Source organism: Lentzea sp. NPDC055074, from assembly GCF_053608005.1.
This window is the reverse complement of record NZ_JBSGUQ010000016.1, coordinates 50,987-70,674: the sequence shown is the minus strand read 5'-3', so window position 1 is coordinate 70,674 and position 19,688 is coordinate 50,987. Positions and strand designations below refer to the sequence as shown.

Below are 19,688 nucleotides of genomic sequence, written 5' to 3'. Positions count from 1 at the left end.
CGGGTCCGTTTCAGTTGTGGTGGAGCAGGGTGGGTCAGGGCGCGGATTCGCGCACGATCAACGAGGTCGGCAGCACCAGCGGGTGGTCGGGCATCGGCTGTCCCTCGAGCGTGGAGAGCAGCATCCGCGCGGCGGCGGCACCCATCTCCTGCAGCGGCTGGCGGATCGTCGTCAGCCGGGGTTCGGTGTGTCCCGCGACCGGGACGTCGTCGAAGCCGACCACGGACACGTCGCCGGGGACGGTCCTGCCTGCTTCTCGCAGCGCCCGCAGCACACCGACCGCCGAGAGGTCGTTCTGCGCGAACACGGCGTCGAACGGGATTCCACTCGCCACGAGCTTGTCCACGGCGACCTCACCACCCTCGGTGGTGAAGTCGCCGTCGACGACGAGGTCCGGGTGCAGCGTCAGGCCCGCTTCCGCCAAAGCGAGCCGGAACCCGTCCAGCCGCGCCTGAGTGCACCCGAAGTGCGGAGGTCCGGTGACGACGGCGAACCTGCGGCGGCCTGCCGCGACGAGATGCCTGGCGACATCCGCGCCTCCCTGCCGGTTCGTCGTCGTCACCGAAGGGAACTCCGGGTGCGAGCCGCGGTCGTCGATCATGACGACCGGCAGGCCCGCCCGGTAGAGCGTGGAGATGTAGTGCAGCGCGTCCGGCGGCTCGACGACCAGCAGACCGTCGAAAGCGTTGGCGGACACGTGGTTCGCGAACTGGTTCAGCGACTCGGGCCCGCGGTTCAGCGTGTAGAGCAGCAGCCCGTAGCCGTCGGCCTCGAGGGTGTCGACGATGCCTTGCAGCACCTCACCCATCCACGGCCAGGTGAGCGAGGGCGCGAGCATCGCGACGGTCCGCGTGCGACCCCGGGCCAGGCCTACGGCACGTGCGCTCGGCACGTACCCGATCTCGTCGATGACCTTGCGAACGCGTTGCGCGGTCGAGGCGTCCACGTCCGGCTTACCGTTCAGCACACGTGACACGGTCGCTTTGGACACCTGGGCGCGTTGGGCGACCTCTGCGATCGTGACACGCATGCCGAACTTCCTTCCGCCGCCTCCTGAAACCGGTTCCGTAACCGGTTCCGACGAGGTGTGACGGAGTCAACAGCCTCACCTGAGGATTAGTCAAGACTCTTGCCGGAAGTTCGTGAGAGCGTTTCCACAACCCGGTGCATCGATGCAGGTAGGACACTGTCGGGTGACCCGAATTGAGATACCTTGATCGATTCGTCCTTCCGTGTTTCTCTGCTCTGTTCGGCCTACACCCAGCGTCTCAACTCATCGTGCACAATCAGGACCATGGGGGTTGTGACAGCGGTAAGCCGCAACGAGGAGTACACGTTCACCAAGCCCACCCGGGACAGCATCACGCTGCTCGCCGGCCTGGGCGTCGAGGGCGACGTCCACCAGGGCGTCACGGTCAAGCACCGGTCCCGCGTGGCCCAGGACCCGACCCAGCCCAATCTCCGCCAGGTGCACCTGATGCACGCCGAGCTCTTCGACGAGCTGCGCTCGAAGGGCTTCGCCGTGGAGCCGGGCGAGATCGGCGAGAACGTCACCACACGGGGCATCGACCTGCTCGGCCTGCCCACCGGCACCGTGCTGCGACTGGGCCCGGAGGCCGTGGTCGAGGTGACCGGGCTGCGCAACCCGTGCCTGCAGATCGACGCGTTCTCCAAGGGGTTGCTCAAGGAGGTCGTCGGCAAGGGCCCGGACGGGGAACTGGTGCGGCGCGCGGGAATCATGTCGGTCGTCCTCGTCGGCGGCGTGGTCCGCCCCGGTGACGAGATCCGCGTCGAGCTGCCGGCGGAGCCGCACCGCCCGCTGGAGAAGGTCTAGTGGCGTGACTCGGAACGCGGGCGGGGAGATTCACGCTCAGCAGGGCACCGCCTGACCGCGAACTCGCCCCGCGACGTTCCAAGCCACACGCCTAGTCATTGCCGAAGTGGTCGTCGAGGATCACCGAGATCGTCCGCGGCGCCTCGACGACCGCCAGGTGCGCCGCGTCCCCGACGACGTACAGCTCGGAGTCCGGCAGCTCCTCGGCGATCTGCCGCACCAGCTCGGTGGGCGTCGCGTGGTCCTGCGCCGCCGCGATCACCACGGTGGGCACGTCGATCTTCCCGAGGTCCGACCGCAGGTCCATCTGCCGCACCGCCTCGACGCAGGCGAGGTACGACGGCAGGTCGACCTCCAGCAACTCCGCGCGGAACCGCGCGACGGCGTCCGGCGGGCACAACGGCGTGAACCAGCGCGACATGATCGTGTCCGCGACGGCGGCCATCCCCGACGAGCGCAGCAACGAGATCCGCTCGTCCAGCCTGCTCTTGTCCGGAACCCACGCGGTGGTGCACACCAGCGCGAGCCGGGAGATCCGGTCGGTGTGCGCGGCGAGCCACATCCCGACCATTCCGCCGAGGGACACGCCGCAGTAGTACACCTGGCGCAGTCCCAAGTGGTCCAACAGTTCCACGACGTCGTTCGCCAGGTCCTCGATCGTGCACGGACCTTCGACGGGAGCGCTGGAACCGTGACCGCGGTGGTCGAAGCGCAGCACCCGGAACGGCAGGGAGAACTCGCTCCACAACGACGTGGTCGTGCCGAGCGCGTTGCCGAGCACCAGCACCGGCGCGTCCTCCGGCCCGGTCAGCGTGTGGTGCGCGAGCACGGCGTCACCTCCTCGCAAGGCCCCGACAACCGCGAGTCTGCCTGGGCTTTTCACCGCCCGCACGACGAATCCCGTTCACACCTTCACGGGCGACGACAACCACCGTCCTGGCCCCCGCCGAAACACCGTTACGGGGAGCAGAATGGATGCCTGCCGCAGCCGTCGACCACACCCGGGAAACCGATGAACTCCGTTGCTCCGTTCGCACACGAGGCCCTGTTCTACCGGGACGAGGACACCTTCCTCTCCGGTACGGCCAGATTCGTGGCGGACGGTGTCGACCAGGGCGAGCCCGTGCTCGTGGCGGTGCCCGAGGTGAGCATCGCCCCGTTGCGCGCACGGCTCGGCGGTGTCGCGGACCAGGTGCACTTCATCGACATGACCGAGGCGGGCCGCAACCCCGGCCGAATCATCCCCGGCGTGCTGATGGCGTTCAGCGCGAGCACGCAGAGCCGGTTCCGCATGGTCGGCGAACCGATGTGGCCCGGCCGCACCGAGCTCGAGTACCCGGCGTGCGTACAGCACGAGGCGTTGATCAACACGGCGTTCGAGGGCCGGCAGGGCGTCATCCTGTGCCCGTACAACGCGGCGGCGCTGCCCGGCCACGTGCTGGAGGACGCGCGGCGCACCCATCCCGTGGTGATCGACGGCGAGCGGCGCGTGGCGAGCGAGTGGTACACCGACCCGGCGGCGCTCGCCGACATCTTCAACGTGCCGTTGCCCCCGCCGCCCATCGGCGTCGAGGAGCACAAGTTCTCCGTCGGCACGCTCGCGCACATGCGCAAGATCGTGTCGGCGTACGCGCACTGGTTGCGCCGGGAGCAGGTCGAGGATCTGGTGCTCGCGGTGAACGAGCTCGCGACGAACAGCATCCTGCACGCGTCCGGCCGCGGGGTGATGCGGCTGTGGCGGGAGGGCGACACCGCCGTGTGCGAGGTGAGTGACACAGGAGCGGGCTTCCCGCCGTCGTTCACCGGCCTGTCCGGCTTCGGGATAGTGATGGTGAACCTGTTGTGTGACCTGGTTCGCACCCACACGAGTCACAGCGGTACCACCGTTCGAGTGTACTTGGGCCGGTAGAGAGTCGCCGCCATCTCATCGCAATGCGCATGACACGAGGACCTGTTTTCCTTGCACGGATATGACAGACCACCTCTCCCCCCTCGACATCGCCTTCCTCGCGATGGAGGGCGACGCCAATCCCTTGCACCTGGGCGCGGTCGCGACCTTCGCACCGTCCACTCCGGTGCATCCGGCCCGCATCGCCGCCGTGCTCTGCGAACGGGCGCAAGAGATTCCGCGCCTGCGCCAGCGCGCCCGCACGTCGATGCTGGGCGGCGCGCGCTGGGTCGAGGACCCCGGCTTCGCGCCCGAGGACCACGTCTTCACGCACCACGTGCGTGGCCGTGATCGCTTCGCCACGCTGGTCTCCCACCTCATGGCGCAGCCGCTCGACCTCGCGCGCCCGCCGTGGGAGCTGCACGTGATCACCGGCCTCGCGGGCGGCAGGTTCGCCGTCGTCGCGAAGCTGCACCACTCCCTGTGCGACGGCATGAAGGCCGTCGGCCTGGGAATCCAGCTCTTCGACCCCTCGCGGCTGTCCATTCCGGACGCTCCGGAGCCGGTCGCGAAGTCGATCATCCCGTCCCTCCCGTCGCTGCGCGGGATCAAGGACACCCTCGACATCGCGTCGAGCGTGCTGATGAACACGCGCCCGCCGACGCTGAACTCGCCGGTGCTCACCGCGTCCACCCGGCCACGCCGCGTGGTGATGTCGCGCCTGGATCTCGCGGACGTGCACCGAGTCCGCCGCGCGCACGGCGGCACGGTGAACGACGTGCTGCTCGCCCTCGTCACAGGTGCGTTGCGCCACTGGCTTTCCGCGCACGGCAGCGCGGGCCCCTCCTCGGTCGTGCGGGCCCTGATCCCGGTTAACCAGCGCTCACGCTCCGGCGACGGCGCCTCGGGCAACCAGATCTCCGGTTTCCTCGTCGCGCTGCCGGTCGGCGAGGCGGACCCGGTGGACCGGCTGCGGAACATCCGTGCGCAGATGGAGTCGGCGAAGGCCGCGGGCCCGGACCGGGGCGCCGGCGCGTTGCCGTTGCTCGCCGACAAGGTGCCGCCGCTGGTGCACCGCCTGGCCGCACCGGTCATGGGCCGCTGCGCTCCCCTGCTGTTCGACACGCTGGTCACGTCGGTGCCGCTGCCGTCCGTCCCGCTCGCCCTCGACGGCGCCTCGCTGTGCGAGATGTACCCGGTCGCGCCCGTCGCCCCGGGCCACGCGGTCGGCATCGCGCTGTCGGTCTACAAGTCGTCCGTGCACGTCTGCCTCAACACGAACCAGTCGTGGATGTCGGACGCGACCTGGCTCGACAGCGTGCTGCGTCGGGAGATCTCGGCTCTGCAGGAGACCAGGGAGCTGGTGGGTTTGCCGAGGTAGAGGCTCGGGCAAACCTGACTTCATGAGCAACACCGTGGTCCTCGACGTGGACGGAACGCTGGTCGACACCAACTACCACCACACGGTGGCGTGGCTGCGTGCCTTCCGCACGGTCGACGTGACCGTGCCCGCCTGGCGCGTGCACCGCGCGATCGGCATGGGCGGCGACAAGCTCGTCGCCGCCGTGGCGGGCGACAAGGTGGAGCAGGACCACGGCGACGAGCTGCGCAAGGCCTGGGAGCGGTACTTCGACGAGATGCTGGACGAGATCCAGCCGCTGGAGGGCGCGCACCGCCTCGTCCGCGCCGCCACCGACCTCGGCCTGGCCGTGGTGCTCGCCAGCTCGGGCAAGCGCAAGCACGTCGAGCACTACCTGAAGCTGCTCGACCCCGGCGACGTCGCGTGGACGACGTCCGACGACGTCGAGGACAGCAAGCCCGCGCCGGACCTGATCCAGGTGGCGCTGCGCGAGGTGAAGAGCGAACGCGCCGTCGTCGTGGGCGACTCGGTGTGGGACTGCGAGGCGGCCGGACGGGTGGGACTGCCGTCGATCGGGCTGCTGACGGGCGGGTTCGCCGAGGACGAGCTGGTCGACCGCGGAGCGTCGGCGGTGTACCCGGACCTCGACACGCTGCGGGCGGAGCTGGCCGACCTGCCGTTCGCGGTGGTGGAAGAACCGAACGCCTGAACCCGGCGGACGTCCTCACCGGTCGGCCGGGGACCGCCTGACCGACCGGGAGAGACGCATGTTCCAGCCCTACGGCTGAGGAACCGCCGACGGGGTGGGGACCTCCGAAGACTTCTTGCGGTCCTTCTTCTTGTCTTTGCTGGTCTCGGTCGTCTCCCCGGTCGGCGCTACCTCGCTGGTCTCCACGACCTGGGTCGAAGTCCCGCTCACCACCACCCCGCCGGCACCGGGTTGCGGCGCCCCCGGCACACCGGGCGCCTCCGAGCCCGCGGACGACGTCTGCACGACGGTCACCGTCGACTGCGTCACCGTCACCACCTGCGTCCGCGCGTCCGGTGTCACCGGCTTGTCCGCGGCGGGAGCCTCACTCCCACCCGCGAAGTTCGCCACCACCGCGGCCACCGCGGTCGCGGCGACGACGGCGGCCGCGACCGCCCAGCGCTTGTGGGACCGGGGCTCCGGCACGACGGCGGGCGCCGACGTGGCGAAGGAGACCGCCGCGTCCGGTGCCAGAGCCGGCAGCCCGCGACTGGCCTCGTGCGCGGCGTTCAACGCCTCCGCGCACCGGGCGGCGGAAGGACGACGCTCCGGAACCATGTCCGTCATCGACGACAGCAACGACCGCCAGGCGGCGGGCAGGTCGACGGGGATCCGCGGCGGCCGTGCCAGCCGGGCCAGCGCGGCCTCGGCGTCGCCACCGGGGTACTCGGCCCGTCCGGTCAGGCACTCCAGCAACACCAGCCCGAGCGCGTACACGTCGGCGGGCGGGCCGACCTCGACGCCGCGCACCTGCTCCGGCGAGAGGTATCCGGCCGTGCCGACCAGCATCCCGGACGTCGTCACGCGCGTCACCTCGGCCACCAGCGCGAGACCGAAGTCCGCGAGGTAGGCCTGCTTCTCGGTGTCGTCGAGCAGGATGTTGGACGGCTTGATGTCGCGGTGCACCACGCCCAGGTCGTGCACGTGGTCCAGCACGGCGGCGATCTGGCCGCCGATCCGCGCCACGAACCTCGGCGGCAGCGGTTCGCGCATGCGCTGGCGCAGCGTGCCGCCGGTGATCTCGCGCATCACGAAGTACGGGCGGCGCGACACCGCGCCGGAGGCGTAGACCGGGATGATGCCGGCGCAGTCGAGCGAGGCCAGCATCGACGCCTCGCGCTGCAGTCTCAGCTCGTCGTCGGGCAGGCCGGGCCCCGAGAAGACCTTGATGGCCACCGAGGACGTCGTCGAACGGTCGTAAGCGCGGTAGACCTCCGCCATGCCGCCGGACCCGAGAAGGGTTCCGACCACGAAGCGGTCGTCGATCACCGCCCCGGTCAGATCGCCGTCCCAAGGTGCGCTCATGGGCCTCCGCTCGCCTCCGCAGCAACCTAGCGGGTCACCTGGGGTCCCAGATACCCGCCCGACCTGAAGATCAAACTACGATCAGCCCGGCTTCGATCTCCCGGACCACCGCGACGTCCCGTTCGAGCTGACGCAGGTCGGTCGTCGCCAGCACTACCGAGCCCAACGACGTCCACAGGTCATCGGTACGCGGCACCGTGGAACCTTCCCGATACGCCAGCGCATCGCTCTGGTAACTCGGCAGAAGTGAGGCCAGCTCACCAAAACGCACCGAGTTGCCGAGCTCACCGGCCGCGGGCGACGACAGGTACACCGACTTCACGTGCTGGCGCCGCTGGTACCGGCCGACGGGCTCACCGTCCACGCGGTGCCGCACCATCCGCGTGATCTGGCTTTCCCCGGTGCCGAGCAACGTGAGCTCCTGCTGCTGCTCACCCGCGAGCCGTGCGCCGACCTCGATCAGCCGCGGCCCGTCGGGGGTCATCATGACCTCCACGTGCGCGGGCCCGTTGCGGACGCCGGTCGCGTCGAGCACCCGGCACACGTACTCGAACAACGCGTCGACCAAAGGTTCCTCCGACGACACCAGCGTGTTCGACAGGTAGATGCCGAGCCGGTCGCCGCGGCGTTCCTTGGCGTAGCGCCACACCGCGACCAGCCCGTGCTCACCGTCGATCGAGTAGGTGTCGACCTCGTACTCGGTGCCCACCGCGAGTTCCTGCACGAGCACCTTGTCGTTGCGGACGTTCCGCTTGTTAACGCAGCCGAGGATCCGGTTGAACCTCACCCGCCAGTCGTCGCCGGGCATCGCCACGAACACGTCGTCCGCACCACCGCCCGCCTGCGGTTTCAGCACGATCGGCGAGTCCTCGAGGTTCTCCCGCCGGATCCACGCGCCGACCTCGTCGACGCAGTCCGAGCTGATCTGACGCAGGTGCGGCACCTCGGCGGTCCGCAGCGCCACGGCCATCTGCCACTTGTCGCGGCGCGCGGACGAGAGCGTCAGGACGTTCGACCGGCCCGGCGCGATGAGCTCGGACAGCGTCTCCGCGATCTCGACACCGGTCTCGTCACCCGGCACGACGGCGATCGGGTCGTGCACGGCGAGCTTCGCGGCGAGTTCGTCGAGGTCGTGCAGCACGTGGATCTCCTGGAAGTCGTACGGGTTCCAGGTCGAGGTGGTCTCCGCGAGCGGCTTCTGCTTCGTCAGCACCGCGATCGCGCCGGCACCGCGCCGCGCGAACGCGGGGGCGATGCCTCTGCCCGCCGAGAACGGATCCACCACCACGATGCTGCGACCGGCCACCTTCGTCCTCCACGTTCGTGCATGTGCTGAACGAGGAGGACAACCACAGGGGCGTGAACAGCCATTCCTGTCTCGATTGGGACGAGACGACTGTCACTCGAACCGCAACTTCTCCCGGACCGGGGCCGTCACGAGACAGCCGGACGTCGCCCGCCAGAGCCTGCCCAGCCGGACGCGGAGGTCGGTGCCGCCGGTCAGCGCCTGCGCGACGAACTGCAGCCCGAGCAGTTCGGCCACTATCTGTTCGGCCGCGTGCCGCACGTTCACCTCCGGCCTCAGCTCACCGCGTTCGCGCGCGAGCGACAGCAGGTCCCGCACCACGGTCACCCAACCGATCACCTGGGCGGCGGCCGCGACGTCGAAGAACACGGCCTCCCGCAACAACTTCGCGCTCACCCGCACAGTCAGGTCGGTCTCGAGCCTGCTGACGAACTCGAACGACATCGCGATCAACGCCTGCACCGGTGACGGCTCGACGGCGAGCACCTCGTCGCGCAACCGGTGCCACAGCAGCGACTGCTCCTCGATGATCGCGACGCCGAGTGCCTCCTTCGACCGGAAGTGGCAGTACAGCGCGCCTTTCGACACAGCGGCGCGGGAGCACACGGCGGTGAGGCTGGAACCGGAGAACCCCTCGCGGTCGAAGACCTCCGCCGCGGCCTGCAGCAGCCTCGTCCTCGTGTGCACGGCTCTCTCGCGTTGCGCGCTCATCACCCGGTCCGCGCCAGGCCGGTCGAGACGGCCGCGGCCAGCGTGTCCGGCATGTGCCAGTACTGCTCTATCTCCCCCAGGTGCACGGAGAGCACGGTCGTGAAGCGGGTCTCCACTGTCTCGCCGGTGGCCTGGACCCGCCAGCGCGCCGAGCCGATCACGGCCGCGTCCCCTCCGTCGACGATCACCTGACGGGCCGAGAGCTGCTCCAGGCCGTAGGTGGCGAACAAGGTCAGGAACTGGGCCTCGACCTCGCGACGGGTGCGCGTGCCGAACGTCCAGCGGGCACCGTTCGGTTCGGGCGCCTCCCATTCCACGGCCGGTGCGCACAACCGCGCGATGCCGGGTGCGTCCTGTGCCGCGAGTCGGGCGAGGAACACCTGCACCACTTCGACCGTTGTGAACATTTCCCCACACTAACCAGCCGCTCGAAACGGGGGTCCGCACACCCCATTGGACCAGTTGCTTTTCGTCCGAACATCCGATCAAGTGATTGCATAGGTGGCTGAACTTTCAACGACCGCCGGTATCACCGCAATGCACGGCACGAAACCATCGACTTTGAGGCACTGTGGATGTCGTCCCCCCGTCATCGCAGTGAAACGGAGCAATACCGTGCTCAAGGCAGCCACTCAAGCCAGAGAGCACCTGGCCACCCCGCCGATCACGGCCCTGATTCCCCAGGCACGACGCGAACAGGGCCTCACCCAGCGCGCACTCGCGGACCTGTTGTGCGAGATCTCACAAAACGACAGCGTCACCCGTGAAGAAGTGTCGAGGTGGGAACGCGGCAAACGCATTCCGGGTCCCTACTGGCGCGCCTGGATCAGCGCGGCGCTCGACGTGCCGCACGCGGAGGTCGACCGGGCGGCGGTCGCCGAACGCGAATACCGCAGGACCAAGACGGACGACCGCGCCGACCACCGGGTGAATACTTCGTGATAGTGAGGCGGCCGTCGCAAGAATTGCCCTGAATTCGCTTTCGGCAAGAACCGGCGGCATCGCGCCGCTCGCGGTTCAGAGTGAACAGGCAGACATCCGAGGCCCGCACCTCACCCGGAGCAGGCCTCGGCCTCAACCCGCACGCCGGCTTCGAGCAGCCGCTGAACCGAAGCCGGGGCCGGGTGCAGACATCGGTTGACTAGTGGTGTGACACAGAACGTGGGCGGCGTGTCCGCCCACGTCCTGAGTCACACCCTCAGCCCTTCTCACCCCCGGCCGACGTGCGCCTGGAGGTCCTCCACGAACCGGCTGAGCAGCCGTCCGAACGCCGCCTTGTCCTCCTCGGACCAGTCGGAGACCGCGTCGGAGAACCAGCCGAGGATCGCCTCCAGGTACCGGGCCGCCGCCCCGGCGCCCTTCTCGGTGAGCTCGACCAGGCGCGCACGCTGGTCGCCGGGATCGGCGACACGGCGGACCAGGTCGGCGCGTTCCAGGTCGTGCAGGTGCCTCGTGACGTGCGGCCCGACGACCTGCATCCGTGCGGCGATCTCCCCCACCCGCAACGGCTGACCGGCCATGCGCAGGGTGATGAGCACGGTCAGACCGGGCCGGTCGATCGGCAGGCCGACCTGGTCCATGGCCCGTTCGACCAGGTGGCTGCGGTTGAGCACGGTGCCCAGCTGCATCAGTTGCGGCAGCATCGCCGCGGGGTCCAGGGCGCTCATCTCACACCTTACTTACCTAACTTAGGTATATGCTTGCCTCAGTCGCTCGTCACCGTAGCGATCATCGCGGCCTGAAAAATGATACCTAAGTTAGTTATCTGGAGGGCCCCATGAGCTCAGTCCTGATCTCCGGCGCCAGCATCGCCGGCCCCGCGCTCGCGTTCTGGCTGCGCCGCCGCGGCTTCGACGTCACCGTCGTGGAGAAGTCCCACGCCCTGCGCGGCGGCGGCTACCCGATCGACATCCGCGGCACCGCGCTGGGAGTCGTCGAGCGGATGGGCCTGCTCCCCCGCCTGCGCGAGGCCCACGTCGACACCCGCCGGATCACGTTCCTCGACGCCGGCGGTGCCCAGGTCGCGTCGATCCGGCCGGAGACGATCACCGGCGGGAACGGCGGCGACCTCGAGGTCCGGCGCGGCGACCTGGCCGAGATCCTCCACGACCTCGTGCGCGACGACGTGGAGTTCCTGTTCGACAACACCATCGTCACGATGAACGAGCACTCCGGCGGCGTGGACGTGACGTTCCGCAGCGGCCTGCGACGCACCTACGACCACGTGATCGGCGCCGACGGCCTCCACTCGGTGGTGCGCGAACTGACTTTCGGGCCGGAGGAGCAGTTCCACCGCTACCTCGGCTACTGCTTCGCGGGCTTCACGCTGCCCAACCACCTCGGCCTCGAACAGGAAGCCTTGATGTGGAACGAGCCCGGCCGCGCCGCTGCCCTCTACGCCGTGGGCGCGAACGAGACCGTGCACGGCTTCCTGAGCTTCGCGCGCCCCGAGGCCCCGTTCGGCGCGTTCCGCGACCCGCAGGCCCAGCGCGACCTCGTGGCGTCGGTGTTCGCCGGCGACGGCTGGGAGGTGCCGGGGATGGTCAAGGCTATGCACGAGGCCGACGACCTGTTCTTCGACACGGTCAGCCAGATCCGCATGCCGCGCTGGTCGTCCGGCCGCGTCGCGCTGGCCGGGGACGCCGCCCACGCGCCGTCGTTCCTCACCGGCCAGGGGTCGAGCCTCGCGCTCGTCGGCGCCTACGTGCTGGCGGGCACCATGGACGACTTCGGCGCGTACGAGCGCACGATCCGCCCGTTCGTCGAGGCGAACCAGAACCTGGTCGACGTGGGCAACGCGGAGCTGTTCCCCGGCACCGCCGAGGCACTGGCCGCGCGCAACGCCGCACTCCGTTCGCGCGAGACGATGCCCGCGCAGGCCCGTCCGGAACACTCGGCGCTGACCCTGCCGGATTTCAGCTGGCGGGAGTTCGACTTCCCGACGAGCTCACCGCCGCCTGCGGAGCAGTGACCATAAAGCACAGACAGGTTCCCCACAGGCGCCTCACAGGATCGGGCCCCAATCTGGTCGCATGACGGACAACCACGACCGCGGCCTCCAGTTCGACCTCGCCACGCTCTTCGGGCGCAGGCGGGCGCTGACGCTGCTCGGCGGCGCGGGCCTCACCCTCGTGGCCTGCGCCCCGTCGACCACCACCGCGACCTCCACGACCACCACCCCGACGACGTCCGCAGCGGCCAGCTCGCCGCTGGAGACCATCCCCGAGGAGACCGCCGGCCCGTACCCCGGCGATGGCTCCAACGGCCCGAACGCGTTGACGCAGAGCGGGATCGTGCGGTCGGACATCCGGTCGAGCTTCGGTTCCTCGACCCGCACGGCCGAGGGCGTCCAGCTGACCATCGACCTGACCGTGCAGGACGACGACGGCAAGCCGCTCACGGGGGCCGCGGTCTACCTGTGGCACTGCGACATCAACGGCGACTACTCGATGTACTCGGATCGCGTGAAGGACGAGAACTTCCTGCGCGGCGTCCAGGAGACCGACTCGTCCGGGAAGCTGAAGTTCGTCAGCGTGTTCCCCGGCGCGTACTCGGGGCGCTGGCCGCACATCCACTTCGAGGTCTACCCGAGCCTCGCCGAGGCGACCAAGGCCGGCAACAAGATCACGACCTCGCAGCTCGCGTTGCCCGAGACGACGTGCAAGGAGGTCTACGGCACGACCGGTTACACGCGGAGCGTGCAGAACATGTCGCGGACGACCCTCAAGCAGGACATGGTGTTCCGCGACGGCGTCGACCAGCAGATGGCCACGATGTCCGGTGACGTCTCGTCCGGCTACACCGCCTCACTGACCTTCGCGGTGGAGGGCTAGCCACAGCTCCGCGCGCAGGCCGGGCGAGTCGAGCGACCGTCCCAGCACCTGCTCGGCTTTGCGCACCCGGTTGCGCACCGTGTGCCGGTGCACCCCCAGTTCGGCCGCCGCCGGGTCCCACACGCCGTGGTGCGCCAGCCAGACTCGAAGCGTGGCACGGGTTTCCGCGTCGAGCGGTCCCAGCAACGCGTCCGCGAACCCCTCCGGCAGCGGCAGGTTCCCCGCGAGCTCCCCGAACGTGCGGACGCCGGCCTGACGGGCCTGGCGCGCCTCGCGGTACCCCCGCGCGACACCAGCACCGTCCACTTCGGACGAGGCGACGCCCTCGAAGTCGGTGGCGAGCACGACGACGTCACCGTCGTGCTCGGCCCAGAAGACGTCGTCCTCCGGTGGCTCCCCGGCGAGGAACACCCGGAACCGGTCGGGCAGCCCGTCGACCGCGTGCCCGGCCAGCAACATCCGGAACTGGCCGGCGCGGAGCTCCCGCCGGGCCGCGTCGACGGCGTCGTTCTGGGCGAGAGCGAGGACGAGCAGGGACGCCGCCGTGGTGACGATGCCCGGTTCCGGCCGGACGGTGCCGACCGCGAGCACTCCCCGGGCACGGCTGCCGAGGACCTGGAGCGACACGTGGGTGCCGTCGAGCTCGAACGCGGCACTGGCCAGACCGCCCGCGGTCCGGAGCCGGGTGAGCTCGGCGGTCAGGTCCGGGACGAGCCGGGGGTTGTGGGCGTGCACGGGCTCACCGGCCGCGTCGAGGAGCACGGCCCAGCCGTCGATCCACTGGCCGAGCCTGCGCACGACTCCCCCGACACCGGCCCGGACCGCGGCTCGGGTGAGGGCGCGCTGGGCCTCGCTGGTGCGGGTGAGAGCGGCGTACTCGTCGGCGGCCAGCGCCTTCGACACCGCCTTGCTGATCGCGATGAACGGCACCTCGCGCGGCACCTCGACGAGCCCCAGCCCCGCTCCCTCCGCCGCCCGCACCAGAGAAGCCGGCACGACGTCGTGGCCCAGCCCGGTGCCGAAGCCGAGCCCGACGACGCCCGCGCGCACGAGCCGTTCGACGTAGCCGGTCCGCGACGCGGTGAGGCCGGTCGTCAGCAGCAGCTCACCGCCCTCCAGGAACGGCGTGGGGTCCTCCAGTTCCGTGGCGTGCACCCACCCGACCGGTTTCGACACGTCTCCCGCCAGCACCGGCAGCGCCAGCTTCCCCGCGAGGTCCCGCACCGTGATGGGCATGTGCCACTTTGTACAACCATCATGTCCGAGATCGCCATTTCAGACACTGCGCACCGTGCTGACCAGGGCCATGCTGGTGCACATGACCCGACTGCGCACCGCGATCCCCGGCCCCAAGTCCCTGGAGCTCCAGGCGCGGCGCAAAGGTGCCGTCGCCGCCGGGGTGGGCTCCGCGCTGCCCGCCTACATCGACTCGGCCGACGACGGCCTGCTGATCGACGTCGACGGCAACCAGCTCATCGACCTGGGCTCCGGCATCGCCGTGACGAACGTCGGCAACCCCGCGCCCGCCGTCGCCGAGGCCGTGCACGCGCAGATCGACAGGTTCAGCCACACCTGCTTCATGATCACGCCGTACGAGAGCTACCTCGAGGTCTGCGAGCAGTTGAACGAGCTCACGCCCGGCGACCACGAGAAGCGGTCGGTGCTGTTCAACTCCGGTGCCGAGGCCGTCGAGAACGCGGTCAAGATCGCCCGGCACGTCACCGGCAGGCAGGCCGTCGTGGTGTTCGACCACGGCTACCACGGCCGCACGAACCTCACGATGGCGTTGACCGCCAAGAACATGCCGTACAAGCACCGGTTCGGCCCGTTCTCGCCCGAGGTCTACCGCGTGCCGACGTCCTACCCGCTGCACGACGGCCTCACCGGTCCCGAAGCGGCCGACCGTGCCATCGCGGCGATCGAGAAGCAGGTCGGCGCGGACAACACCGCCGCACTGGTCATCGAGCCGATCCAGGGCGAGGGCGGCTTCATCGCGCCCGCCGAGGGCTTCCTGCCGGCGATCGCGCGGTGGTGCCGTGAGCGCGGCGTCCTGTTCGTCGCCGACGAGATCCAGACCGGCTTCTGCCGCACCGGCTCGTGGTTCGCGCTGCACCACGAGGGCGTGGTGCCGGACCTGATCACCACGGCCAAGGGCATCGCGGGCGGCCTGCCGCTCGCCGCCGTCACCGGTCGCGCCGAGATCATGGACGCCGTGCACGTCGGTGGGCTCGGCGGTACGTACGGCGGCAACCCGGTGGCGTGCGCGGCAGCCCTGGGCGCTCTCCGCACGATGCGCGAGCGCGACCTCAACGCGGCCGCCCGCCGCATCGAGGAGACCGTGCTGAACCGCCTGCGTGCGATCGCGGAGAAGACCGACGTCATCGCGGACATCCGCGGCCGTGGCGCGATGCTCGCCATCGAGTTCACCGAACGCACCCCCGACGTCGCCGCGCGCGTCGCGAAGGCGTGCCACGAACAGGGTGTCGTCGTGCTGACGTGCGGCACCTACGGCAACGTGATCCGCCTGCTGCCCCCGCTGGTCATCCCGGACGACCTGCTCGCCGAAGGTCTCGACGTGCTCGAAGGAGCTCTGCTCGCATGATTCCCTTTCACACCGCCGAAGACGTCGAGGCCGCCGTCGCGAAGGCCGCCGCCGTGGCGCCCGAACTGGCCGCACTGCCCGCACACCGCCGTGCGTCCGCTTTGGACCACGTGTCGCGCCGCCTGGCCGACCGCGCCGAGGAGTTCGCGCAGGCCATCAACGACGACTCGGGCAAGCCGCTGAAGTGGGCGCGCATCGAGGTGACCCGTGCGATCTCCACGTTCCGCTGGGCGTCCGAGGAGGCCCGCCGCTTCTCGGGCGAACTGCAGCGCCTCGACACCGACCCGTCCGCCGAGGGCCGTCTCGCGCTGGTCCGCCGCGTGCCACGCGGTCCGGTGCTGGGCATCGCACCGTTCAACTTCCCGCTGAACCTGGTGGCGCACAAGGTCGCTCCCGCACTGGCCGTCGGCGCGCCGATCATCCTCAAGCCCGCGCCCGCCACGCCGAAGGTCGCGTTCCTGCTCGGCGACCTGCTGGCGGAGACCGACCTGCCCGACGGCGCGTTCTCGATCCTGCACCTGTCCAATGAGGACACCGCCGCCCTGGTCGACGACCCGCGCCTTCCGGTGATCTCGTTCACCGGGTCCGGCCCGGTCGGCTGGGGCATCAAGGACCGCGTGCCGCGCAAGCACGTCACGCTCGAACTGGGCGGCAACGCGTCCGCGATCGTCGCCCCGGACTGGCAGGACCTCGACTTCGCCGCGCAGCGCATCGCCACGTTCGCGATGTACCAGGCGGGCCAGTCGTGCATCTCGGTGCAACGCGTCTACGTGCACACCGACGTGTACGACGCGGTCTCGGAAGCCGTGGTGCGGCACGTGAACAAGCTCGACGTGGCAGGCGACGTCGGCCCGTTGATCAGCGACGCCGCGGCCGACCGCGTGGAGGCCTGGGTCCGGGAGGCCGGCGCCACGGTCCTGACCGGCGGCACCCGCGACGGCCGCACCTACGCGCCCACCGTCCTGACCGACGTGCCGGAGGGCGCGAAGGTGGACGCCGAGGAGGTCTTCGGCCCGGTCGTGACCCTGACGAGGGTGGACAGCGTCGAGGAGGCGTTCGACCGCGTCAACAAGTCCCGCTACGGCCTCCAGGCGGGCCTGTTCACCACCGACGTGCGACTGGCTTTCCGTGCCGCACAACGACTCCAGGTGGGAGGCGTCATCGTCGGCGACGTGCCGAGCTACCGGGCGGACCAGATGCCGTACGGCGGTGTGAAGGAGTCGGGCATCGGCCGCGAGGGCCTGCGCGCGGCCATGGACGACCTGACCGACCAGCGCGTCCTGGTCCTGACCGGCCTGGAACTCTGACCGGGACTCCCCGACGGCTGGGCCGTACTTGACCTTGACTGCGATGATTCAGGCGTGGCCGTCACGATCAGGGATGTAGCTCGCCAGGCTCAGGTCTCCGTCTCGACGGTCTCGCGCGCCCTGAGCGCACCGGGCCTCGTGAAGGAGGCCACCCGCCAGCGGGTCCTGGACGTGGTGGCAGGCCTCGGCTACCAGCCGAACAGGGCGGCCCGCAGCCTGATCACCGGCAGGACCGGCAACCTGGGCATCGTGGTGCCCGACCTCCTGAACCCGTTCTTCCCGTCGGTCCTGCGGGGAGTCCAGACGAAGGCGGGCGAGGCGGGCACCTCGGTGTTCTTCTGCGACAGCAGGGAGGACCCGGACACCGAGGCCGAGCTGGTGCGGACGATGTCCGCCCAGGTGGACGGCGTGGTGCTCTGCGCATCCCTGCTGTCCGACGAGACGATCGTCGAACTAGCCGCTCTGACCCCTCTGGTCCTGATCAACAGGATCGTGCCGGGCGTCTCCTCCGTCCTGATGGACAGCGCCAACGGCATGGAACAGGTGGTGACCCATCTGGAGGCGCTGGGCCACGAAGACCTCGTCTACCTGGGTGGTCCGGCCGCGGCGTGGTCGAACAACCGCAGGATGCAGGGCCTGGCGGGCCGTGCACACCTGCTGGGTTCGTTCGACCCGAACTTCAACGGCGGCTACGCGGCAGCGCAACAAGCACTGCACACGAGCGCAACGGCGTTCATCGCCTACAACGACCTCATGGCCCTGGGCGCACTCGCCTACCTGGCGGCCAACAACGTGAAAGTGCCCGACCAGATCAGCGTGACGGGCTTCGACGACATCCTCTACGCGACGATGTGCTCCCCGGCCCTGACCACGGTCCACATGCCGACGGAGGCAGCAGGCGAGGTGGCGGTGGAACTGCTCGCCACCCTCCTGGCCGGCGGCCCGGCAGAGCACCGCGAGCTCCCGACCACCCTCGTGGTCCGAGCAAGCACCACGCGCAACCCCGACTAGCCCCGTCGGAGATCCTGCCCGCCGACACCCGGTGGGAAGGACCTCCGCAACACGGCCGCAACAAACCAGCGCGCGACCATTACACACACTTAACGCGCATTGCTCATCGCGAACGAACAAGGGCCCACAAAACCACTCAGGCCGCGCTGAAGCCTCTTCGGGAAGGCTCCCCAGCGCGGCCGGCCGAGTAGACGTCTAGTCGTACCCGCGAACGTGGCCATCCTCGTCGGCGAGATTTTCGTACCCGTCCATGCCAAGCTCCTTCCGCTGGTGTCCGACCCATAAACCGTAGAGCCTCGGACGCATCCTGTGGAGTGAATTTGCACCGCAACCGGGGTAGCCATCACCAACCCAGGGGCCCACTAGGGGCTCCCCCGACCACATAGCCCACCAGTGATCCACGTCACACACCAAGGCTACACCACGACTACGCAGCGCCAATCAAGACAGCAACGTGACCAGCAACTCTTGCCCACCATGCGCCTTCCGGGGGACAAAAGCGTCATGCGATCGATGCTCTCCGTAATCGCCGTAGCAGCAGTCCTAGCGTTCACAACAACACCTGCACAGGCCCAGGACCCGGCCACCAAGACGCTGGAACAGGTCAACGCGTACCGATCAATGCACAGCGTGACCCCCCTCTCCCTCGATTCCGAAGTGTCAAGAACAGCGCAAGAATGGGCAACCCACCTGCACGACACAAAAGCCTTCGCCCACCGCCCGGACAACCAGTACGGCGAGAACCTCTACAAGGCCGGCAGGTCCCGATCAATCGATACAGTGATCGAGAAAGCTCTAGAGGACTGGTACGCGGAATCACACCGCTACGACTACACCAAAGAGATGACGCAGCAGAACCTCGACTACTCAGTGCTGCACTTCACCGCCATGGTCTGGAAGACCACGGACCGCCTGGGCGTAGGCGTCGCCCAAGGCAAGAACGGCACCTACGTGGTCCTGAACTTCGCGAAGCGAGGCAACACCCTCACCCAGTTCAGGGCAAACGTCCTCCCACCGACCCCAGCTTGACCGCACAGCCGAAGGCGAGCAGCCCTCCCACACGATGCCGAAGGCGAGCCGCCCCTACGGCCTTGCGATGCCGAAGGCGAGCCGTCTTGAGCAAACCCGAGGGGCCACCCAGCAACGCAACAGGCAGCCGCTCACAGCAACAGGCGTGCCATCAACCTGCGAACAGCGCTGGCCCCTGATCAGATTGCCGGGGGTCTGGGGGCAGAGCCCCCAGGGGAAGCACGCAACGCAACCACGCCGCCCGCAACCGGGGAACTCAACGCAAACGCGCCACAGTCCCAGCTCACCGCAACCCAGAAGTCTCAGTAACAGCCCTCAAAGCAGCCACCACAGCCGAGAACGGAGGCACGAACGGCTTCCCCGAAGGCGAATCCCCCAACCACCGAACCCCACCCCCACCAATCCGAGACGGAGGCAACGGCACCAACGTCCCCAACCGATGGGTGAGGGCCCCGCGAGCCCGCAACCGGATCAAGTTCACCTGAGAAGCCTCATCGGCAGACTCGGTGAGGATCAACCACCGCCCAGGAGCACCGCCCACGGAGGGCAACACCACCACAGGCCCCCCGAGCAGCCGGACGGACAGGTAGTGCTGAACCTCCCCACCGACTCCAGCCGCGATCTCCACAGCGGACACGGAGTGGTCGGTGGTGAGCAGCAACCGGTTCTCCGACCGCAACACCAACCACCCCCACTCCGAATAGCGCTCGAGCGCCTTCGAAAAGGTGTCGAGCCGAGGCAAGGTCCCCGCAGG

General features: G+C 69.3%; 18 protein-coding genes and 1 pseudogene. 11 read left to right on the top strand and 8 right to left on the bottom strand.

Translation table 11 applies throughout. The features are described from left to right. Positions 1–34: 34 nt before the first annotated feature. Entirely contained in the window at positions 35–1,030 is a 996-nt protein-coding gene (locus ACWF7A_RS30750) for a LacI family DNA-binding transcriptional regulator (protein ID WP_030474275.1), read from the bottom strand. A gap of 264 nt (positions 1,031–1,294) precedes the next feature. Between ACWF7A_RS30750 and ACWF7A_RS30745 the strand changes: the two genes are divergently transcribed. Next, a complete protein-coding gene (locus ACWF7A_RS30745) occupies positions 1,295–1,834 on the top strand; it encodes an MOSC domain-containing protein (RefSeq protein WP_452253992.1) in 540 nt (179 codons plus the stop codon). A gap of 91 nt (positions 1,835–1,925) precedes the next feature. On the opposite strand, the gene ACWF7A_RS30740 is transcribed toward ACWF7A_RS30745, so the two are convergent. Next, positions 1,926–2,663 (bottom strand): alpha/beta fold hydrolase, encoded by a 738-nt coding sequence (locus ACWF7A_RS30740; RefSeq protein WP_452253991.1) that lies wholly within the window; start codon positions 2,661–2,663, stop codon positions 1,926–1,928. Between the two features lie 183 nt (positions 2,664–2,846). On the opposite strand from ACWF7A_RS30740, the gene ACWF7A_RS30735 reads away from it, so the two are divergent. From ACWF7A_RS30735 to ACWF7A_RS30725, 3 genes are all read left to right on the top strand, one after another. Further along, a complete protein-coding gene (locus ACWF7A_RS30735) occupies positions 2,847–3,743 on the top strand; it encodes an anti-sigma factor RsbA family regulatory protein (RefSeq protein WP_452253990.1) in 897 nt (298 codons plus the stop codon). Positions 3,744–3,804: 61 nt separating this feature from the next. After that, positions 3,805–5,103: a wax ester/triacylglycerol synthase family O-acyltransferase gene (locus tag ACWF7A_RS30730; protein ID WP_452253989.1), complete on the top strand. Its 1,299-nt coding sequence runs from the start codon at positions 3,805–3,807 to the stop codon at positions 5,101–5,103. A gap of 22 nt (positions 5,104–5,125) precedes the next feature. Beyond that, a complete protein-coding gene (locus ACWF7A_RS30725; protein ID WP_452253988.1) occupies positions 5,126–5,791 on the top strand; it encodes an HAD family hydrolase in 666 nt (221 codons plus the stop codon). A 69-nt stretch (positions 5,792–5,860) separates the two neighbouring features. Here the strand turns inward: ACWF7A_RS30725 and ACWF7A_RS30720 are convergent, their stop codons facing one another. From ACWF7A_RS30720 to ACWF7A_RS30705, 4 genes are all read right to left on the bottom strand, one after another. After that, positions 5,861–7,135, bottom strand: a complete 1,275-nt coding sequence (locus tag ACWF7A_RS30720) for a serine/threonine-protein kinase (RefSeq protein ID WP_452253987.1) — start codon at positions 7,133–7,135, stop codon at positions 5,861–5,863. A gap of 70 nt (positions 7,136–7,205) precedes the next feature. Continuing rightward, positions 7,206–8,441, bottom strand: a complete 1,236-nt coding sequence (locus tag ACWF7A_RS30715) for an ATP-grasp domain-containing protein (protein WP_452253986.1) — start codon at positions 8,439–8,441, stop codon at positions 7,206–7,208. A 93-nt stretch (positions 8,442–8,534) separates the two neighbouring features. Continuing rightward, on the bottom strand, positions 8,535–9,152 hold the full coding sequence (locus ACWF7A_RS30710) for a ScbR family autoregulator-binding transcription factor (RefSeq protein ID WP_452253985.1): 618 nt from the start codon (positions 9,150–9,152) through the stop codon (positions 8,535–8,537). After that, a complete protein-coding gene (locus tag ACWF7A_RS30705; RefSeq protein ID WP_452253984.1) occupies positions 9,152–9,559 on the bottom strand; it encodes a nuclear transport factor 2 family protein in 408 nt (135 codons plus the stop codon). The genes ACWF7A_RS30710 and ACWF7A_RS30705 overlap by 1 nt, the downstream gene beginning before the upstream one ends. A 208-nt stretch (positions 9,560–9,767) precedes the next feature. On the opposite strand from ACWF7A_RS30705, the gene ACWF7A_RS30700 reads away from it, so the two are divergent. After that, on the top strand, positions 9,768–10,094 hold the full coding sequence (locus ACWF7A_RS30700) for a helix-turn-helix transcriptional regulator (protein ID WP_452253983.1): 327 nt from the start codon (positions 9,768–9,770) through the stop codon (positions 10,092–10,094). 266 nt (positions 10,095–10,360) lie between these two features. On the opposite strand, the gene ACWF7A_RS30695 is transcribed toward ACWF7A_RS30700, so the two are convergent. Further along, the gene (locus ACWF7A_RS30695; protein ID WP_452253982.1) at positions 10,361–10,819 is read right to left on the bottom strand and encodes a MarR family winged helix-turn-helix transcriptional regulator; all 459 of its coding nucleotides are present in this window, start codon (positions 10,817–10,819) and stop codon (positions 10,361–10,363) included. A gap of 110 nt (positions 10,820–10,929) precedes the next feature. Between ACWF7A_RS30695 and ACWF7A_RS30690 the strand changes: the two genes are divergently transcribed. Then, positions 10,930–12,123 carry an FAD-dependent monooxygenase gene (locus tag ACWF7A_RS30690; RefSeq protein ID WP_452253981.1) on the top strand — a complete coding sequence of 398 codons (1,194 nt, stop codon included), beginning with the start codon at positions 10,930–10,932 and terminating at the stop codon, positions 12,121–12,123. 61 nt (positions 12,124–12,184) lie between these two features. After that, positions 12,185–12,985, top strand: coding sequence for an intradiol ring-cleavage dioxygenase (locus ACWF7A_RS30685; RefSeq protein ID WP_452253980.1), 801 nt, complete (start codon positions 12,185–12,187; stop codon positions 12,983–12,985). On the opposite strand, the gene ACWF7A_RS30680 is transcribed toward ACWF7A_RS30685, so the two are convergent. After that, complete coding sequence (locus tag ACWF7A_RS30680; protein WP_452253979.1) at positions 12,959–14,221, bottom strand: PucR family transcriptional regulator; 1,263 nt, start codon at positions 14,219–14,221, stop codon at positions 12,959–12,961. The genes ACWF7A_RS30685 and ACWF7A_RS30680 overlap by 27 nt on opposite strands. An 82-nt stretch (positions 14,222–14,303) precedes the next feature. On the opposite strand from ACWF7A_RS30680, the gene gabT reads away from it, so the two are divergent. From gabT to ACWF7A_RS30660, 4 genes and pseudogenes are all read left to right on the top strand, one after another. Continuing rightward, positions 14,304–15,587, top strand: a complete 1,284-nt coding sequence (gene gabT, locus ACWF7A_RS30675; protein WP_452254140.1) for a 4-aminobutyrate--2-oxoglutarate transaminase — start codon at positions 14,304–14,306, stop codon at positions 15,585–15,587. Between the two features lie 11 nt (positions 15,588–15,598). After that, positions 15,599–16,894: pseudogene (locus ACWF7A_RS30670) on the top strand (aldehyde dehydrogenase family protein); the annotation flags it as partial. 54 nt (positions 16,895–16,948) lie between these two features. After that, positions 16,949–17,905 carry a LacI family DNA-binding transcriptional regulator gene (locus tag ACWF7A_RS30665; RefSeq protein WP_452253978.1) on the top strand — a complete coding sequence of 319 codons (957 nt, stop codon included), beginning with the start codon at positions 16,949–16,951 and terminating at the stop codon, positions 17,903–17,905. A 504-nt stretch (positions 17,906–18,409) separates the two neighbouring features. Then, on the top strand, positions 18,410–18,934 hold the full coding sequence (locus tag ACWF7A_RS30660) for a CAP family protein (RefSeq protein ID WP_452253977.1): 525 nt from the start codon (positions 18,410–18,412) through the stop codon (positions 18,932–18,934). Positions 18,935–19,688: the final 754 nt, after the last annotated feature.